Origin of the sequence: Synechococcus sp. CS-1333 (genome assembly GCF_025128015.1) — a bacterium.
GTDB lineage: Bacteria > Cyanobacteriota > Cyanobacteriia > PCC-6307 > Cyanobiaceae > MW101C3.
Window position 1 is genome coordinate 13,797 of record NZ_JAHLYO010000020.1, and the last position, 15,170, is coordinate 28,966.

Annotated in this window: 15 protein-coding genes and 1 tRNA gene; 3 read left to right on the forward strand and 13 right to left on the reverse strand. The window is 65.4% G+C overall.

Annotated elements, in window-relative coordinates:
- Window positions 1-11: 11 nt before the first annotated feature.
- Window positions 12-2,225, forward strand: a complete 2,214-nt coding sequence (gene psaB, locus KQ303_RS08915; RefSeq protein ID WP_094514338.1) for a photosystem I core protein PsaB — start codon at window positions 12-14, stop codon at window positions 2,223-2,225.
- A gap of 246 nt (window positions 2,226-2,471) precedes the next feature.
- Here psaB and KQ303_RS08920 read toward each other — a convergent pair whose 3' ends face one another.
- From KQ303_RS08920 to KQ303_RS08940, 5 genes are all read right to left on the reverse strand, one after another.
- On the reverse strand, window positions 2,472-5,594 hold the full coding sequence (locus KQ303_RS08920; RefSeq protein ID WP_259730026.1) for an efflux RND transporter permease subunit: 3,123 nt from the start codon (window positions 5,592-5,594) through the stop codon (window positions 2,472-2,474).
- A gap of 206 nt (window positions 5,595-5,800) precedes the next feature.
- The gene (locus KQ303_RS08925) at window positions 5,801-6,292 is read right to left on the reverse strand and encodes a photosystem I reaction center subunit XI (protein WP_094514333.1); all 492 of its coding nucleotides are present in this window, start codon (window positions 6,290-6,292) and stop codon (window positions 5,801-5,803) included.
- 71 nt (window positions 6,293-6,363) lie between these two features.
- Complete coding sequence (locus KQ303_RS08930; RefSeq protein ID WP_094514330.1) at window positions 6,364-6,480, reverse strand: photosystem I reaction center subunit VIII; 117 nt, start codon at window positions 6,478-6,480, stop codon at window positions 6,364-6,366.
- A 110-nt stretch (window positions 6,481-6,590) separates the two neighbouring features.
- Window positions 6,591-7,589, reverse strand: a complete 999-nt coding sequence (locus tag KQ303_RS08935) for a glycosyltransferase family 2 protein (RefSeq protein WP_259730027.1) — start codon at window positions 7,587-7,589, stop codon at window positions 6,591-6,593.
- A gap of 30 nt (window positions 7,590-7,619) precedes the next feature.
- On the reverse strand, window positions 7,620-8,372 hold the full coding sequence (locus tag KQ303_RS08940; RefSeq protein ID WP_399233321.1) for an NlpC/P60 family protein: 753 nt from the start codon (window positions 8,370-8,372) through the stop codon (window positions 7,620-7,622).
- 2 nt (window positions 8,373-8,374) lie between these two features.
- Between KQ303_RS08940 and KQ303_RS08945 the strand changes: the two genes are divergently transcribed.
- A complete protein-coding gene (locus KQ303_RS08945; protein ID WP_259730028.1) occupies window positions 8,375-9,376 on the forward strand; it encodes a class A beta-lactamase-related serine hydrolase in 1,002 nt (333 codons plus the stop codon).
- 35 nt (window positions 9,377-9,411) lie between these two features.
- On the opposite strand, the gene KQ303_RS08950 is transcribed toward KQ303_RS08945, so the two are convergent.
- Together KQ303_RS08950 and alr are read right to left on the reverse strand one after the other, a co-directional pair.
- Window positions 9,412-9,500, reverse strand: a tRNA-Ser gene (locus tag KQ303_RS08950).
- Between the two features lie 18 nt (window positions 9,501-9,518).
- Window positions 9,519-10,745: an alanine racemase gene (gene alr, locus KQ303_RS08955; protein WP_259730029.1), complete on the reverse strand. Its 1,227-nt coding sequence runs from the start codon at window positions 10,743-10,745 to the stop codon at window positions 9,519-9,521.
- A gap of 125 nt (window positions 10,746-10,870) precedes the next feature.
- Here alr and KQ303_RS08960 point away from each other — a divergent pair, with 125 nt between their 5' ends.
- Complete coding sequence (locus KQ303_RS08960; RefSeq protein ID WP_094514316.1) at window positions 10,871-11,368, forward strand: HNH endonuclease; 498 nt, start codon at window positions 10,871-10,873, stop codon at window positions 11,366-11,368.
- Between the two features lie 54 nt (window positions 11,369-11,422).
- Here the strand turns inward: KQ303_RS08960 and prfA are convergent, their stop codons facing one another.
- The 6 genes from prfA to rplQ all read right to left on the reverse strand — a co-directional run bounded on the left by prfA (window position 11,423) and on the right by rplQ (window position 15,159).
- On the reverse strand, window positions 11,423-12,520 hold the full coding sequence (gene prfA, locus KQ303_RS08965; RefSeq protein ID WP_094514424.1) for a peptide chain release factor 1: 1,098 nt from the start codon (window positions 12,518-12,520) through the stop codon (window positions 11,423-11,425).
- Window positions 12,521-12,622: 102 nt separating this feature from the next.
- Window positions 12,623-12,901 carry a 50S ribosomal protein L31 gene (gene rpmE / locus KQ303_RS08970; RefSeq protein ID WP_094514314.1) on the reverse strand — a complete coding sequence of 93 codons (279 nt, stop codon included), beginning with the start codon at window positions 12,899-12,901 and terminating at the stop codon, window positions 12,623-12,625.
- A gap of 8 nt (window positions 12,902-12,909) precedes the next feature.
- Window positions 12,910-13,317 carry a 30S ribosomal protein S9 gene (gene rpsI / locus KQ303_RS08975; RefSeq protein ID WP_094514311.1) on the reverse strand — a complete coding sequence of 136 codons (408 nt, stop codon included), beginning with the start codon at window positions 13,315-13,317 and terminating at the stop codon, window positions 12,910-12,912.
- On the reverse strand, window positions 13,314-13,766 hold the full coding sequence (gene rplM, locus KQ303_RS08980) for a 50S ribosomal protein L13 (protein ID WP_094514307.1): 453 nt from the start codon (window positions 13,764-13,766) through the stop codon (window positions 13,314-13,316). Before rplM ends, rpsI begins: the two co-directional genes overlap by 4 nt.
- Before the next feature lie 194 nt (window positions 13,767-13,960).
- Window positions 13,961-14,812 (reverse strand): tRNA pseudouridine(38-40) synthase TruA, encoded by an 852-nt coding sequence (gene truA / locus KQ303_RS08985; protein WP_259730057.1) that lies wholly within the window; start codon window positions 14,810-14,812, stop codon window positions 13,961-13,963.
- Entirely contained in the window at window positions 14,809-15,159 is a 351-nt protein-coding gene (gene rplQ, locus KQ303_RS08990) for a 50S ribosomal protein L17 (RefSeq protein WP_094514299.1), read from the reverse strand. The genes truA and rplQ overlap by 4 nt, the downstream gene beginning before the upstream one ends.
- Window positions 15,160-15,170 lie beyond the last annotated feature (11 nt).

Below are 15,170 nucleotides of genomic sequence, written 5' to 3' on the forward strand. Positions count from 1 at the left end.
GACCTTTCCCAATGGCAACGAAATTTCCTTCGTTCAGCCAGGGTCTGGCACAGGACCCGACGACCCGCCGTATCTGGTACGGCATCGCCACGGCTCACGACTTCGAGAGCCATGACGGGATGACCGAGGAGAAGCTTTACCAGAAGCTCTTCTCCACCCACTTCGGTCATCTGGCCATCATTGGCCTCTGGGTTTCCGGCAACCTGTTCCATATCGCCTGGCAGGGCAACTTCGAGCAGTGGGTCGCCGATCCGCTGCATGTCCGTCCCATCGCTCACGCGATCTGGGATCCTCACTTCGGCCAAGGGGCCATCACCGCCTTCACTCAGGCGGGTGCCACCTCTCCGGTGAACATCGCTTATTCCGGCCTGTACCACTGGTGGTACACGATCGGAATGAAGACCAACGCCGAGCTTTATCAGGGTTCCATCTTCATGATGATCCTGTCGGCCTGGGCTCTGTTCGCTGGCTGGCTTCACCTTCAGCCCAAGTTCCGGCCTTCCCTGGCCTGGTTCAAGAACGCTGAATCCCGTCTGAACCACCACCTGGCTGTTCTGTTCGGTTTCAGCTCCATCGCCTGGACCGGTCACCTGGTCCACGTGGCGATTCCCGAAGCCCGCGGTCAGCACGTCGGCTGGGACAACTTCCTCAACGTGCTGCCCCACCCCGCCGGTCTGGCTCCGTTCTTCACCGGCAACTGGGGTGTGTATGCCGAGAACCCCGACACCGTCAACCAGGTGTTCGGTACTGCTGAGGGATCCGGCACCGCGATCCTCACCTTCCTTGGCGGCTTCCACCCCCAGACTGAGGCGCTCTGGCTCACGGATATTGCCCATCACCATCTGGCGATCGGCTGCATCTTCGTGATCGCCGGTCACATGTACCGGACCAACTTCGGAATCGGTCACTCGATCCGCGAGATCCTTGATGCTCACAACCCCCCCAAGGGCACCCCTGGTGACCTCGGCGCTGGGCACAAGGGCCTCTACGACACCGTCAACAACTCGCTCCACTTCCAGCTCGGCCTGGCCCTGGCTTCGCTGGGTGTGGTCACGAGCCTGGTGGCGCAGCACATGTATGCCATGCCGTCCTATGCGTTCATCGCCAAGGACTACACGACGCAGGCTGCTCTCTATACCCACCACCAGTACATCGCCATCTTCCTGATGGTCGGTGCCTTCGCTCACGGTGCGATCTTCTTCATTCGTGATTACGACCCCGAAGCCAACAAGAACAATGTTCTGGCTCGGATGCTTGATCACAAGGAAGCTCTGATCAGCCACCTCAGCTGGGTCTCCCTGTTCCTTGGTTTCCACACCCTCGGCCTCTACGTCCACAACGACGTGGTCGTGGCGTTCGGAACCCCCGAGAAGCAGATCCTGGTGGAGCCCGTGTTTGCCCAGTTCGTGCAGGCTGCCTCCGGCAAAGCCATGTACGGAATGGATGTGCTGCTCTCGAACCCCAGCAGTGCCGCCAGCCTGGCTTCGGCCAACATCCCTGGTGATCACTTCTGGCTCGATGCCATCAACGGCAACACCGATGTGTTTCTGCCCATCGGCCCTGGCGACTTCCTTGTGCACCATGCCATCGCGCTTGGCCTGCACACCACCACCTTGATCCTGGTCAAAGGTGCTCTGGACGCCCGTGGTTCCAAGCTGATGCCCGATAAAAAGGACTTCGGCTACTCCTTCCCCTGCGACGGCCCCGGCCGTGGCGGCACCTGTGACATCTCTGCTTGGGACGCCTTCTACCTGTCGGTGTTCTGGGCTCTGAACACGGTGGGTTGGGTCACCTTCTACTGGCACTGGAAGCACCTGGCGATCTGGCAGGGCAACGTGGCTCAGTTCAACGAATCCAGCACCTATCTGATGGGCTGGTTCCGCGACTACCTCTGGCTCAACAGCTCCCAGCTGATCAACGGGTACAACCCGTTCGGGTCGAACAACCTGGCCGTCTGGTCCTGGATGTTCCTCTTCGGTCACCTGGTGTGGGCCACTGGCTTCATGTTCCTGATCTCCTGGCGCGGTTACTGGCAGGAGCTGATCGAAACCATCGTCTGGGCACACCAGCGCACCCCGCTCGCCAACCTGGTGGGCTGGCGTGACAAGCCCGTCGCTCTCTCGATCGTTCAGGCCCGTGTGGTCGGTCTGGCGCACTTCTCCGTTGGCTACGTGCTCACATACGCAGCCTTCTTGATCGCATCCACCTCCGGCAAATTCGGCTGACCCTGCGGCCAGCCTGATCTTCGAGGGACGATCCTCCTTCACCCCCGGGTATACCCGGGGGTTTTTTCATGTGCTGAAGCAGGTGCTGACACAACGATGACATCGCAATCCCGTAACCCTCGCGACACGCTGAAGTCTTGGGGGTTTGGCACCAAATCCTGCCGTGCGGAAGTGGGGCCAAGGGATGGAAGGGGTGGCCCGGCTTCACTGTCTCACTGGTGAAACCTGCTTCGCGAGGTTATGCCTTCAGTGCCGACCTTCGAGCATCTTCACTTCGACGTACACCACCGGCACGACAAACAACGTGAGAACAGTTGCTACCAGCTGGCCGTAGAAGAGAACTGTGCTGATGCTGGTCATGCTGGCCCTTCCTGCAGCCCCGCTGCCCCCTGCCAGCAAGAGCGGCAGGATGCTGGCCAGTGATGCCAGAGCAGTGAGCAGGATCGGCCGCAGGCGGCTTAGGGCGGCTTCCTCCACCGACTCCTGCAGTCCACTTCCTTCCGCCATCCTTTGGTTGGCGAACTCGACAATCAGAATGCCGTTCTTGGCGGCAAGGCTCACCAATACCAACATCCCCATTTGGGCGTAGATATCAAGAAAGTTGCCCCTGCTTGCCAGACCCACCACCGCCCCGACCAAGGCAAGGGGAACAGTGATCAGAATGATCAGAGGATCGATGAAGTTCTCGTAGAGGGCGGCCAACACCAACGCCATGACGGCCACACCGAATGCAAACACCAGCCAGGCCCTTCCGCCTGACTGGCGTTCCTCGCGGGCCAGTCCCACCCATTCGAGGTCAGTGGTCAGGTTGGGTCGCGCCTGATGCACCTGCTCCAGCATGGCGATGGCTTGGCCGGTGCTGACTCCTGCCCTGGGCACAGCCTGAACGGTGATCGCTCGTCTCAGGCGGCTGTGGTTGATCGCCACCGGACCACTTGCTTGCTCCATCTGCACGATTTCCCGCAGCGGTATCAGTGCCCCGGCGGCACTGCGGATTTTCAGGGCCAACACGTCCTCAGCCGTGCTTCGGTCTGCGCCATCCAGTTGCACGACCACACGGCGCACCCGGTCGCCCTCGAAGCTGTCGTTGACGTAGCTGCTGCCGAAGCTGGCTCCCAGGGTGGACACCACCGTTTCCAGATCAACCCCGAGCGATGCCATTCGCAGTCGATCCGGCCGCAGTCGCAGCAGGGGGGAATCGGCGCTGAAGCGGGTGCTTACCCGCTCAAAGGCGTCGGTGGTGTTGGCAGCGGCGATGAAATCGCGTACCTCGCGCTCGAAATCTGCCAGGCTCATACGGCCGCCGCTGATGTCAAGGAGCTCCAGCTCCAGGCCTCCTTCGCCGCTGAAGCCCCGCACGGAAGGGGGAACGCTGACTTGCACAGATGCTTCCGGTAGGCGTTCTCTCAGAATCCTTCCGAGCCGCCGAGCGACGGCTTCATTGCTCATCTCCCTGCCTGATCCTCTCTCTGCCTGGGGCTTGAGCCGCAGGAAGAAGGTGCCCCGGTTCGCGGCACTGTCGCCGAAGGAGCGGCCTGCATTGAACGTGCCCACGCGGACGGCAGGCTCTTGTTGCACGACGATTTGCCTCACTTTTTCCAGCACCGTCTCGGTGCTTTCCAGGGAGGAGCCGCCGGGCAACACCACCACGCCCCGCACCTGACCGTCGTCCTCTTGGGGAATGAAGGCGGTGGGCAACTGACCCAGGCCCCACACTGCCAGGACCAGGCCTGCCGCCAGCCCGACCAGGATCAGCCGGCGCAAGCGGAAGCAATGCTGCAGTGCTTCGCCATAGTGACGCCGCAGCCTGTCGAGCCAACGCTGGGGACGAGCAAGGATCTTCAGCAGCCAGTGGGGTTCCTTCCAGCCGTGAACGAGGAGCCAGCTCGCTGCTACAGGCGTGAACGTGAGCGCGTTGACCGTGGAGATGAGAATCGTGGCGCTGATCGTGATGGCGATGGGCTGGTAGAGCCTGCCAACACTGCCGGGCAGCGCCAACACCGGCAGAAACACCACAACGAGCACCAGCGACGTGGCGATCACCGCCCCGGCCAGTTCGTTCATGGCGTTCCGCGCAGCCTGCAGCGGCGTTTCCCCCAGCTCCAGCCGGCGACCGATGTCCTCGCTCACCACGATGGCGTCGTCCACAAGGATCCCTGTGGCCAGCACCATGCCGAACAGCGTGAGGGTATTGATCGAGCTGCCGGCAAGCCTCAGGATCGTGAGGCTTCCGACCAAGGACACCGGTACTGCCACGGCGGTGACGATGGCCAGCCGCGTGTTGCCGAGCGAGAGCAGCAGGACGATAAGGACGAGCAGCACCGCCTCCCGCAGACTCGCCCAGGTGAGATCGATGCTTTCTCGAACGCTGTCGGCCACATCCACGATCTGCTGCAAGGCGATGCCAGGCGGAAAGCTGGGCGCCAGTTCCGCCAGTGCCGCATTCACGGCTTTGCTCACTTGCAGTGCATTGCTGCCGTCCCTCTGGAAGATCTGAACCACCACCGTGGTGTTTCCTTCCAGATTCCGGGCGGAGTTGTCGAAACTCTCGGGCTCAAGGCTGGCGCGTCCTACGTCGCTCAGCAGCACCACCCCGCCGTTGGCCGACCGGCTGACCACCAGCGACTCCAGTTCCTGCACGCTGCGCAGGCGGCCCTCCATCTCCAGGGGCAGGGTCGTCAGCTGTCCGGCTGGACTGGGGGCGTCGCCCACCTGGCCGAGGGCTGCCAGAACGTTCTGGCCGACCACTGCCCGTTCAACATCGCTGATCGTCAGCTGGCGCTGCTCCAGTGCCGCAGGATCGAGCCAGAGGCGGAAGGCGAGCTGCCCTCCACCGGAGATGGTGACATTGCCGACACCCGGCACTCGCTGCAGCTGGTCCTTGAGCTGTTGGTCGATCCAGCCGCTGAGGAAGGATGGTGCATAAAGGCCTCGCTGTGCGCTGAAACTCAGCACCATCAGCAGATCGTCAGAGCTGCGCCGTACCTGAACCCCCAGACGGGCCACCTGGGGCGGCAGCTGCCTGTTCACCAGGGCCGCTTCGTTCTGCGCATTGATCTGGTTGAGCTCCGCGTTACCGCCATCGAAGGTGAGGGTGATTGCGCTGCCATTCGCAGAGCTGGTGGAGCGGATGCTCTCCAGTCGCTCCAGGCCATTGAGCTGCTGCTCCAGAGGTGTGGTGACACCCTGTTCAACCACCGTTGCTCCACCGCCGGGATAACTGGCCCGGACGATCACGCGGATTGGCGCGATCGGCGGCAGGTTCTCCACTTGCAGTGCCGGCAGGCTGATCAGCCCGGCCAGCAGGATCAGCAGGGTCACCACCAGGGTGAGCACCGGCCGGCGCAGAAACGGATCAGACACCGACATGGATCCGATCCCGCAACTCAAGCCTGTCGTTCACCAATCCTTACAGAAACTGCCCCCGCTCCTGAGCCGTTTTGGCACCGCGCCGGCTGCTGGCGCCGCTGCTTCTGCCCCAGAGGCGGTGTGGGCCTCTTGCCAACCTTGGTTCCGGCCATGAAAAAGCCCCGCCTGGGCGGGGCTTCAAGGTGAACGTCGAAGACTCAGCGCATTCAGTTGACGCTCCAGACGCCACCGGCGAGGTTGGTGAGCGGAGCCACCAGAGCGGTACCGGCCAGGAACCAGGCGAAGGCGGCGCCGCCGCAGCCACCCAGCCAGAAGCCGCTGGCGAACTCAGCCCAACCGGCCTTGGTGAAGAGGTCTGCGGGGGGATTGTCGATCGTGGCGTCGGGGGGCTGCACGTTGGGGCCGGTGCCGGCGGTGCCGTAGATCGACAGGCAGACCGTGAGGATCGAAACCAGACCGATCGTGGCCAGCAGGCCGGCGGTGCTGGCGTACTCGGTGAGACGCAGCGGCCCGGTGAGGGCGAAAGGCCCATAGAGGAAGAAACCGTGGGCCATGCCCACTTCCAGACCACGCCGGTTGGGGGACAAGGCCGGACGGTAGGCGGGCAGCGCGTTCAGGAACGCCTTGGTGAAGTAGCTGCTGTTGATCGGGGTGGCCAGGTTGCCGACGGTGGGGTCGGCGACGGGGTGGACGGTCATGAGATGAAGCGAGCGAAGGGGAGGCGAACGGGCGAAGCGAAAGACCGGCGGGCGTTGACCCGTGCACCGGTTCAGTCGCGGGCTTCGATCACGTTGAACAGCAGGGCCATGGCGACAGCAGGACCGAGGATTCCCACCAGAGGCACGAACACAGACGGCAGCCAGGCAGCTACGAATTCTCCAGTCATGGCGTGGGCCAATACAGCAACCGCCGGTACTGTAAGGATCGCTTTCGGCCAGGCTCAGAAGCCTGCACAGGGCGACATAAAAGTTCAATCCGGCAGGGACAAACCCTCGCTCAGGCCGGGCCCACCGCTGCGGCCAGTTCAGCGCCACGGGGCCCCTTGAGGGTCTGCCGCACCCGGTAGATGGGCCGCCCCTGGCTTTCGTGATAGGTGCGCATCTGCAGCTCCGCCAGCAGCCCAAAGCAGAACAGCTGGATGCCGGCCACAATCGCCAGCACCGCCACCAGCAGCAGGGGACGATTGCCGATATCGGCATCGAGGAAAACCTTCTCGCCCAGCAGATAGAGGCTGATCAGTAGGCCCACCGCCAGGGAGGCCAGCCCCCCGAATCCGAACACGTGCATGGGACGGGTGAGGAACCGCTTCATGAACCAGACCGTGAGCAGATCCATCAGCACCCGGAAGGTGCGATCGATGCCGTATTTGCTGCTGCCGAAGCGCCGTGGATGGTGGTTCACCTTCACCTCGGCGATCCGGGCGCCCTCGATGAACGCGAGTGCCGGAAGGAAGCGATGCAGCTCGCCGTAGAGGTTCATGTCGGCCACCACTTCACGGCGGTAGGCCTTGAGCGAGCAGCCGTAATCGTGCAGGCGCACCCCGGTCACCCGCGCGATCAGCCGGTTGGCGATCAACGACGGCAGCAGCCGTTGCACGGCAGCGTCCTTGCGCAGGTGCCGCCAGCCGCTCACCAGGTCGTAGCCATCCTCCAGCCGCTCCAGCAGCAGTGGGATATCGGCCGGATCGTTCTGTAGGTCTCCGTCGAGGGTCACGATCATGGCGCCGGTGCTGGCATCGAAACCCGCCGCCATCGCAGCGGTCTGGCCGTAGTTCCGCCGCAGCAGCACGGCCACCAGCTCCGGCACGCGCGCGGCCAGCCCGGTCAGCACCTCGGCGGTGCGGTCGGTGGAGCCGTCGTCGACGAGCACCAGTTCGAAGGGCCGCCCCAGGGGACGCACGGCGCTCAGCACCTGCTCCACCAGCGGCGGCAGGCTTTCTTCCTCGTTGTAGAGGGGGATCACCACCGAGAGCTCCAGCCGAAGGGGCGCGCTCATGGGGCTGGCGGAAAGAGGTGAGCCTGCAACTTACGGGAGTGGGCTGCCGTCATGGCAGTGGACCACCCTGCCGGCGTCCCGCAGTTCCCGGCGGTAGTGGCTGGCCACCGGATGCGTGTCCCAGGGGGCCAGCTGGTCGATGCCCAGACCGTTGCGGCCGTGGTCGCGTCCGGAGCTGTGCAGATAGCGCCCGGAGCCCAGGTGCAGTCCCACATGGGTGCAGCGCTGGGGACGGCCGAAGAAGATCAGGTCCCCCGGTCGCAGCAGCGTCAAGGTGGAGGGGCTCACCGCCACCGGCTGGCAGAACCGTTCCTGTTGATAGGCGTCACGGGGAATCCAGATCCCCGCCTGGGCAAACGCGCTCTGGATGAACCCGGAGCAGTCGTAGTGGGGGCCGGTGGTGCCTCCCCAGAGGTAGTGGTTGGGGCAGGCGGCAGCGCCGGCCGCGAATGCCAGCACCTCAGGCAGCCGGGCCTGGATCGCTGCCGCCGTCAGCAGCCGCGGCACCGGACGGGCTGCCACTTCCGCTCTGCCAGCCAGTTCACCCGCGTCCAGCCAGCAGCCGTAGCCGTCTTCGAGCAGCCGCACCCGCAGCCTTCCCTCCGGCGGCGTTTCTGCCTGGAGCACCTCCAGGCAGCGCCCTGCCGCGGCCTGGGTGGCGAGTCCAGCCCCGCTGGGGCGGCTGTACCCGTCCAGCGGGGCCAGCAGGCGCCAGCGGCTGCCTGTCACCAGCAGTTCCGCCGCTGCGGGAGTGCCTAATCTCACCATTGCTGTGGCTGACATCGATGGCGTTCTACCGCCCGGATGGGGCCATGGGCACGATCCTGCAGGAGCGGCTCCGCGAACTGGAAGGGCAGGCCCGGCCCGGTCTTGCCGATCAGCTTGCCGTCACCTGGCTGCGGTACGAGACCTCCTTGATCGGCCAGGCCGATGGGCTTGATCCGGCGACGTTCTGGGCCCTGCCGCCGGCCGGAGCGAGCTGGGCGGGTGGCCGCTCCGTCTACCCCGCCAGCGTGGTGAAGCTCTTCTATCTGGCGGCGGCGGAAGCCTGGCTGCAGCGCCAGTTGCTGGAGGAGTCGCCGGAGCTGCGGCGCTCCCTCGCGGACATGATCCGTGACTCGAGCAACGACGCCACCGGCTATGTGGTGGACATGCTGACCGGCACCACCAGCGGTCCGGACCTGCCTCCGGCCGCTCTGGACGCCTGGATGGCGCAACGTCAGCTGGTGAATCGCTGGTTCGCCCGCCTGGGCTGGCCCGAGATGGAGGCCTGCAACCTCTGTCAGAAGACCTGGGGCGATGGCCCTTACGGGCGGGAGCGCCAGTTCTACGGACCCGATCGCGCCAACCGCAACCGGCTGAGCAGCGATGCCACTGCCCGCCTGCTGCATGCCGCCATGGCGGGCGCCTTCGTATCGCCACTGGCGAGCGCCCGTATGCGCGAGCTGCTGCGGCGTCCGCTCGATCCAGCGCTGCGGGCAGCGGATCCGGAGAATCAGGTGGACGGCTTCCTCGGTGAAGGGCTGCCGCTGTCCGCCCGGCTCTGGAGCAAGGCGGGCTGGATGAGCCAGGCCCGCCACGATGCTGCCTATGTGGAGATGGAGGGCCATCGTCCCTTTCTACTGGTGGTGTTCAGCGAGGGGTCCGAGCGGGCGCAGGATGCACGCCTGTTGCCCCAGCTGGCTGCCGGCCTGCTGAAAGCCAGCGCCGTGGATCCAGAGGTGCGGCCTGCCGATGCAAAGGGCGCCACTGACCACCAGCGCCAAGGCAGGCCCACGCTTCAGTGAGCCAGGAACAACGCGGGAGCTGCAGAACCAGGGAACGGAGAGGGAGGGATTCGAACCCTCGACAGAAGTTGCCTCCTGTAACTCCTTAGCAGGGAGCCGCTTTCAACCACTCAGCCACCTCTCCAGGGGCTGGCAAAGCTTATCAGCGCCTGTGACAGGCCTCCTCGGGACGGAGCCGCGGTAACCGATGCTTGAAGCCGCAGAGGATCTCCCAGGGGATGGTGCCGCAGGTGGCGGCCCAGTGCTCCGGACCGATGCGAATGTCCCCGTCGCAGCCCAGCAACGTCACCACCGATCCCACGCGCAGCTCGGGTTCGTCGGTGGCATCGATCAACAGCTGATCCATGGTGATCGCACCCACCTGGCGCAGCCGATGGCCCGCGAACAGCACCTCCATGCGGCTGGAGAGGGAGCGCGGCACGCCATCGGCGTATCCGATCGCCACCACCGCCAGGCGGCTGGGCCGCGGCGCGCGCCATTGGTGGCCGTAGCTCACCCCCACGCCGGCTGGGACATCGCGCAGCAGGGTGACCCGGGCACGAACCCCCATGGCCGGCTCCAGCTGCACCTGAGTGGCCAGATGGGGGGCAGGCGCATGGCCGTAGAGGGCCAGGCCGACCCGCACCAGGTCGTAGTGGAGGGAAGGCCCGCGCAGGCTGCCGGCGGAGTTGGCGAGATGACGCAGGCCGGTGGCCAGCCCGCGGTTCGCGGCCTGGCACAGCACGCATTCGAACCGCTCCTGCTGCTGGCGGGTCAGATCGGAGCCGCCGGCGTCAGGGGCATCGGCATCAGCGAGATGGGAATACAGCCCGGCCACCTCCAGGTGGTCGAGGTCATGCAGCGACTCCAGCAGCTGGGCACCCACGCGCCAGTCGACCCCCAGCCGGGCCATGCCGGTGTCGAGCTTGAGATGCACCGCCATACGGCGACCGGTGCCTGCCGCCAGGCGGTGGCTCAAGCTGGCCTCCTCCAGCGTGCTGATCGTGGGCATCAGCTGCCAGTGCAGGCAGCTGTGAAGCTCTTCGGCGCCCACCAGACTGCCCATCACCAGGATCGGTGCCTTAACTCCCCGCTGCCGCAGATCCACACCTTCCTGCAGGGTGGCCACCCCGAGTGAGCTGGCACCGCCGGCCAGCGCCGCCTGCGCCACGGGCAGGGCGCCATGGCCATAGCCATCGGCCTTGACAACGGCCATCAACGCGCAGCCGGGGCTGAGAAAGCGCTGCAACCGGCTGGCGTTGCGCTGGATTGCCGCAGCATCCACCTCCACCCATGCTCGCTGGGTGGGATGCAGACCGCAAGCGAGCGGGGCGTCGGTGGTGGAGGGAGTGGCGGAGGGGAAGGAAGGAGCGTCGGAAGCGGGAATCATCCGGGCGAGGGCGTGGCAGGGAGCCGCGTAGAGCGAACCTGGAGCGGATCTGAAGCAGGACCAGAAACTCCCATTAGCATGCCGCCACGCAGGAGGTCTGGCATGCCTCCCCTCGACAGAGCGTCGTGAGCCAGGTTCTCGTACTGAACGCCTCCTATGAGCCGTTGAACATCACGACCTGGCGTCGTGCCACGGTGATGGTGCTGAAGGGGAAGGCGGAAGGCCTCGAACACGACAGCAGCCGCATCCTGCGGGACGATCTGCTGCTGCCATCGGTGATCCGGCTGCGCCAGTTCGTGCGCGTGCCCTTCAAGGAGCTGCCCCTGACCCGCCGCAATGTCTTTCAGCGCGACGGCCATTCCTGCCAATACTGCGGCTATCAGGGCGATCAGCTGTCGATCGATCACGTGATCCCCCGCAGCAGAGGAGGGGGCGACAGCTGGGAAAACGTGACCACCGCCTGTCTGCGCTGCAACGTTCGCAAGGGCAACCGCACCCCGCGCGAGGCCTCCATGCCACTGGCGAGGGTGCCGCGGCGGCCCGTGAGCACCCTCTACTTCGAGGCCACACGCCAGATCCGCTCCGGCCGTCGCGAGTGGGCCAAGTATGTGATCGGGGCCTGAAGCCGGCGCCAGACAACGGACCTCCCGCTGATGGGCCAAGCAGCCCATCAGTGTTCACGCCGCTGCGTCAGCCGCCAGCTGCTCCAGTTGCCGGCGTTGATCGGCGGCGATGCAGGCTGCGATCACTTCGCCCAACTGGCCCTGCAGCACCGCCTCGAGCGCGAAGTTTCGGCCGAGCCGGTGATCGGTCACCCGGTTGTCTTTCACGTTGTAGGTGCGGATCTTTTCGCTGCGGTCGCCGCTGCCGACCTGGGCCCGTCGCTGCGAACTTTCGGCTGCGGCCGCGGCCGCCAGTTCACGCTCCAGCAGCTTCGCCCGCAGGATCGCCAGAGCCCGCTCCCGGTTCTGAAGCTGGGAGCGCTCCTGGGTACAGAAGACGCGAATGCCGGTGGGTTTGTGGAGGAGATCGACGGCGGTCTCCACCTTGTTGACGTTCTGTCCGCCGGCGCCCCCTGAGCGGGCCGTGCTGATCTCCAGGTCGCTGGGATCAAGCTGCACTTCCACTGGATCCGCTTCGGGCATGACGGCCACGGTGGCGGTGGAGGTGTGCACCCGCCCCTGCGACTCGGTGGCGGGAACCCGCTGCACCCGGTGCACGCCGGCTTCGTACTTCAGCTGGCTGTACACCCCATCCCCACGGATCGAGAGGATCACCTCCTTGTAGCCACCGAGATCGGCTTCAGACGCGCTGACGGGCTGCACCTGCCAGCCGAGCGTCTGGGCATGGCGTTCGTACATCCGGGCCAGGTCCCCGGCCCAGAGCGAGGCTTCGTCGCCGCCGGCGCCGGCGCGGATCTCCAGCATCACGCTGCGCTCATCGCGGGGATCGCTCGGCAGCAAGGCGAGGGTGAGGCGTTCCTCGGTGGCACCGATCCGGGCCGTCAGGCTCGCCAGCTCTTCCTGGGCCATCAGCTCCAGTTCAGCGTCGCCGCGGCTCTCCTTCAGCAGTTGGCGGGTCTGGGTCCACTCTCGCCGCAGCTCGTTCCAGCAGGCGTAATCGAGCACCAGCGGTTCGAGCCGTGACCGTTCGCGGGCCAGGTGCTGCAGCTGGGCCGGATCGGCGGCCACCGCCGGATCGGCGAGTTGCCGCTCCAGGGTGGTGAAGGTCAGACGGACGGCTTCCAGACGTTCGGCGAGGAAGGCAGGGTCCATGGCAGCGGTGGCGCGCTCAGCAAAAAGCCGGATGCCCTGGAGCATCCGGCCGTGGGTGTGAAATCAGCACGGTGCCGGGTGGGAGGCCAGACCGGCAGGGTCTCAAGCGTCGGCTGCAGGGGTTTCGCTGACTGCTTCGGCCGCCGGTGCTGTGGCCTTCTTGGCGCTGTCGGTGCTGGCCATGCCGTACTTGCGCATGAAGCGGTCGACGCGACCTTCGGTGTCGAGGATCTTCTGGGTGCCTGTGTAGAAGGGGTGATTGCCGCTCCACACGTCGACGTTGAGCTCGGGATGAGTGGAGCCGGTGGTCATCACCACCTCTCCGTTGCAGATCACCTTGGCATCGGGGTACCAGGTGGGATGGATGTCGCTCTTGGGCATGACGTGGATCAGCGCTTGGAGAACTGGGGAGCCTTGCGGGCTTTCTTGAGGCCGTATTTGCGACGCTCCTTGGCCCGGGGGTCGCGGCTCAGGTGGCCTTCGGTCTTCAGCGGTTTGCGGTTGTCTGGGGAGAGATCACAAAGCGCACGGGCAGCCCCCTGCTTGATCGCATCGGCTTGCCCAGTGAGGCCGCCGCCTTTGACGTTGACCAACAGGTCGTAGTCGGTGGACAGTCCCAGGGTGTCGAGAGGTGCTTTGACCGCAGCGAGGTAGCTGGGGTTGTAGTTCAGGTAGTTGTCGCCGGGGCGGCCATTGATCGTGATGGCGCCGGTGCCGGGCACCACGCGCACACGGGCGACGGCTGTCTTGCGGCGGCCGGTTCCCCAGTAGACGACGCGATTGGTGGAGGTGCTCATCGTGCGGAAGCGGAAGGATCGAGGGCCAGGGGCTGGGGCTGCTGAGCGGCGTGCGGATGCTCGGCACCCTTGTAGACCTTCAGCTTGCGGAACATCTGCCGCCCTAGGGCGTTGTGGGGCAGCATCCCCTTGATCGCCTTCTCAACGATGCGCTCAGGGAGGCGAGCCTGCAGGGCGGCGAAGGTTTCGGTTTTCATGCCGCCGGGGCGGCCGGAATGGCGCCGGTAGATCTTCTGCTCGGGCTTGTTGCCGCTCACACGCACCTTGTCGGCGTTGACGACCACGACGAAATCGCCGGTATCAAGGTGAGGGGTGAAGGAAGGGCTGTTCTTGCCGCGCAGCACGCTGGCCACCTCGCTGGCCAGACGGCCGAGCGTTTGATTCTCTGCATCAACCAGGTACCACTGGCGATCAAGGGAATCAGGAGAGGGGACGGAGGTCTTGTTCATTGCACCGGCAGGCCGGACGGAGGGATTGCGCCATCCCGCTGAATGGGGGGGCTGGACAGGAGGGAGGTGGCCCTGTTGTCTCCGCATGGAGAGAACGTTGAGGCCATCGCTGATCCGGAGCCTAGACCGTCGCCTTCTCCAGCTCCTGGGTAAATCCCTTGGAGGCGGCCGCGAAAGGCCCACTGGACTTGGTTTCAGGAGCTGGGCGAAAGAGGCGAAAACTCCGGCGGATCCTGGCTTCTCAACCTGAATCGCGGTTGGCAATCATACCATGCGCTCATGGGGAAGATTGGCTGTGGGTACCCAACCCGCAGCAGGCAGAGACCCTGGGGCGGAGCCGCTTCCTTCACCTCAGCGCGCGCTCCGGTGCGCCAACGGTGCTCGAACTGCTCCAGGCTGAGCCGGCCCTCCCCGAGCGCCACAAGCTGGCCCAGCACCAAGCGCACCATGCCGTACAGGAAGCCACTGGCCTGGATCTCCACGGTGATCAGGTCGCCGTCGCGCTCAAGGCTCACGTCCTGAACGGTGGTGCGGGCATGGGGGCGGCTGCTCCCGGCCCGCTGGAAAGCGGCGAAGTTGTGGGTGCCGAGCATTCCTTCCAGCGCGGCACGCATCCGGTTCTCATCGAGCCGGTGGCGGTAGCGATGCCAGGTGAATGGCGCCAGGAAGAGGTTGGGAGTGCGCCCGTTGTAGAGGGTGTAGCGGTAGCGCCGATAGGTGGCGGAGAAGCAGGCGTGCCAGCTCTGAGGCTGCTCAGAGGCAGCAAGCACGCGGATGCTCGCAGGTAAGCGTCCGTTCAGCGCGGCGGGCCAGCGCTCGGCAGGAATCGGGCCTGTGGCATCGAAATGCACCACCTGGGCTGCGGCATGCACGCCCGCATCGGTGCGGCCTGCCGCAACTGTGGATGGTGAAGGTGGGGGCTCAAGCGCGGCGATGGCTAGATCCAGGGTGGCCTGAACGCTCGCCTGGTGAGGCTGCCGTTGCCAGCCGTGATAGCAGGAGCCCTCGTACTGAAGACAAAGGGCGATGCGGCGCGGCGTTTTCAGACCAGCTCGATGATGGCCATCTCGGCGTTGTCGCCGCGCCGGGGCACCGTGCGGATGATGCGGGTGTAGCCACCTTGGCGGTCGCCGTAACGCTCCTGGGCCTTGTCGAAGAGCGAGTGGACCAGTTGCTTGTCGAAGATGTAGCCCATGGCCCGGCGGCGGGCCGCCAGGGTGCCCTCCTTGGCCAGGGTGATCATGCGCTCGGTCTCGTCACGCAGGGCCTTGGCCCGGGCCTTGGTGGTGGTGACGCGGCCCTCGCGAATCAACTGGGTGGTGAGTCCGCGCAGCAGTGCCTTGCGTTGGTCAGCTGGGCGACCAAGAAGGGGGACTCGGCATTGGTGGCGCATGGTTCCGGGGT

Bases quoted from the DNA above. Each gene is read 5' to 3' on its own strand.
- psaB (WP_094514338.1), top strand. From the start codon at position 12: ATGGCAACGAAATTTCCTTCGTTCAGCCAGGGTCTGGCACAGGACCCG.
- KQ303_RS08920 (WP_259730026.1), bottom strand. From the start codon at position 5,594: ATGTCGGTGTCTGATCCGTTTCTGCGCCGGCCGGTGCTCACCCTGGTG.
- KQ303_RS08925 (WP_094514333.1), bottom strand. From the start codon at position 6,292: ATGACCGTCCACCCCGTCGCCGACCCCACCGTCGGCAACCTGGCCACC.
- KQ303_RS08930 (WP_094514330.1), bottom strand. From the start codon at position 6,480: ATGACTGGAGAATTCGTAGCTGCCTGGCTGCCGTCTGTGTTCGTGCCT.
- KQ303_RS08935 (WP_259730027.1), bottom strand. From the start codon at position 7,589: ATGAGCGCGCCCCTTCGGCTGGAGCTCTCGGTGGTGATCCCCCTCTAC.
- KQ303_RS08940 (WP_399233321.1), bottom strand. From the start codon at position 8,372: ATGTCAGCCACAGCAATGGTGAGATTAGGCACTCCCGCAGCGGCGGAA.
- KQ303_RS08945 (WP_259730028.1), top strand. From the start codon at position 8,375: ATGGCGTTCTACCGCCCGGATGGGGCCATGGGCACGATCCTGCAGGAG.
- alr (WP_259730029.1), bottom strand. From the start codon at position 10,745: ATGATTCCCGCTTCCGACGCTCCTTCCTTCCCCTCCGCCACTCCCTCC.
- prfA (WP_094514424.1), bottom strand. From the start codon at position 12,520: ATGGACCCTGCCTTCCTCGCCGAACGTCTGGAAGCCGTCCGTCTGACC.
- rpmE (WP_094514314.1), bottom strand. From the start codon at position 12,901: ATGCCCAAGAGCGACATCCATCCCACCTGGTACCCCGATGCCAAGGTG.
- rpsI (WP_094514311.1), bottom strand. From the start codon at position 13,317: ATGAGCACCTCCACCAATCGCGTCGTCTACTGGGGAACCGGCCGCCGC.
- rplM (WP_094514307.1), bottom strand. From the start codon at position 13,766: ATGAACAAGACCTCCGTCCCCTCTCCTGATTCCCTTGATCGCCAGTGG.
- rplQ (WP_094514299.1), bottom strand. From the start codon at position 15,159: ATGCGCCACCAATGCCGAGTCCCCCTTCTTGGTCGCCCAGCTGACCAA.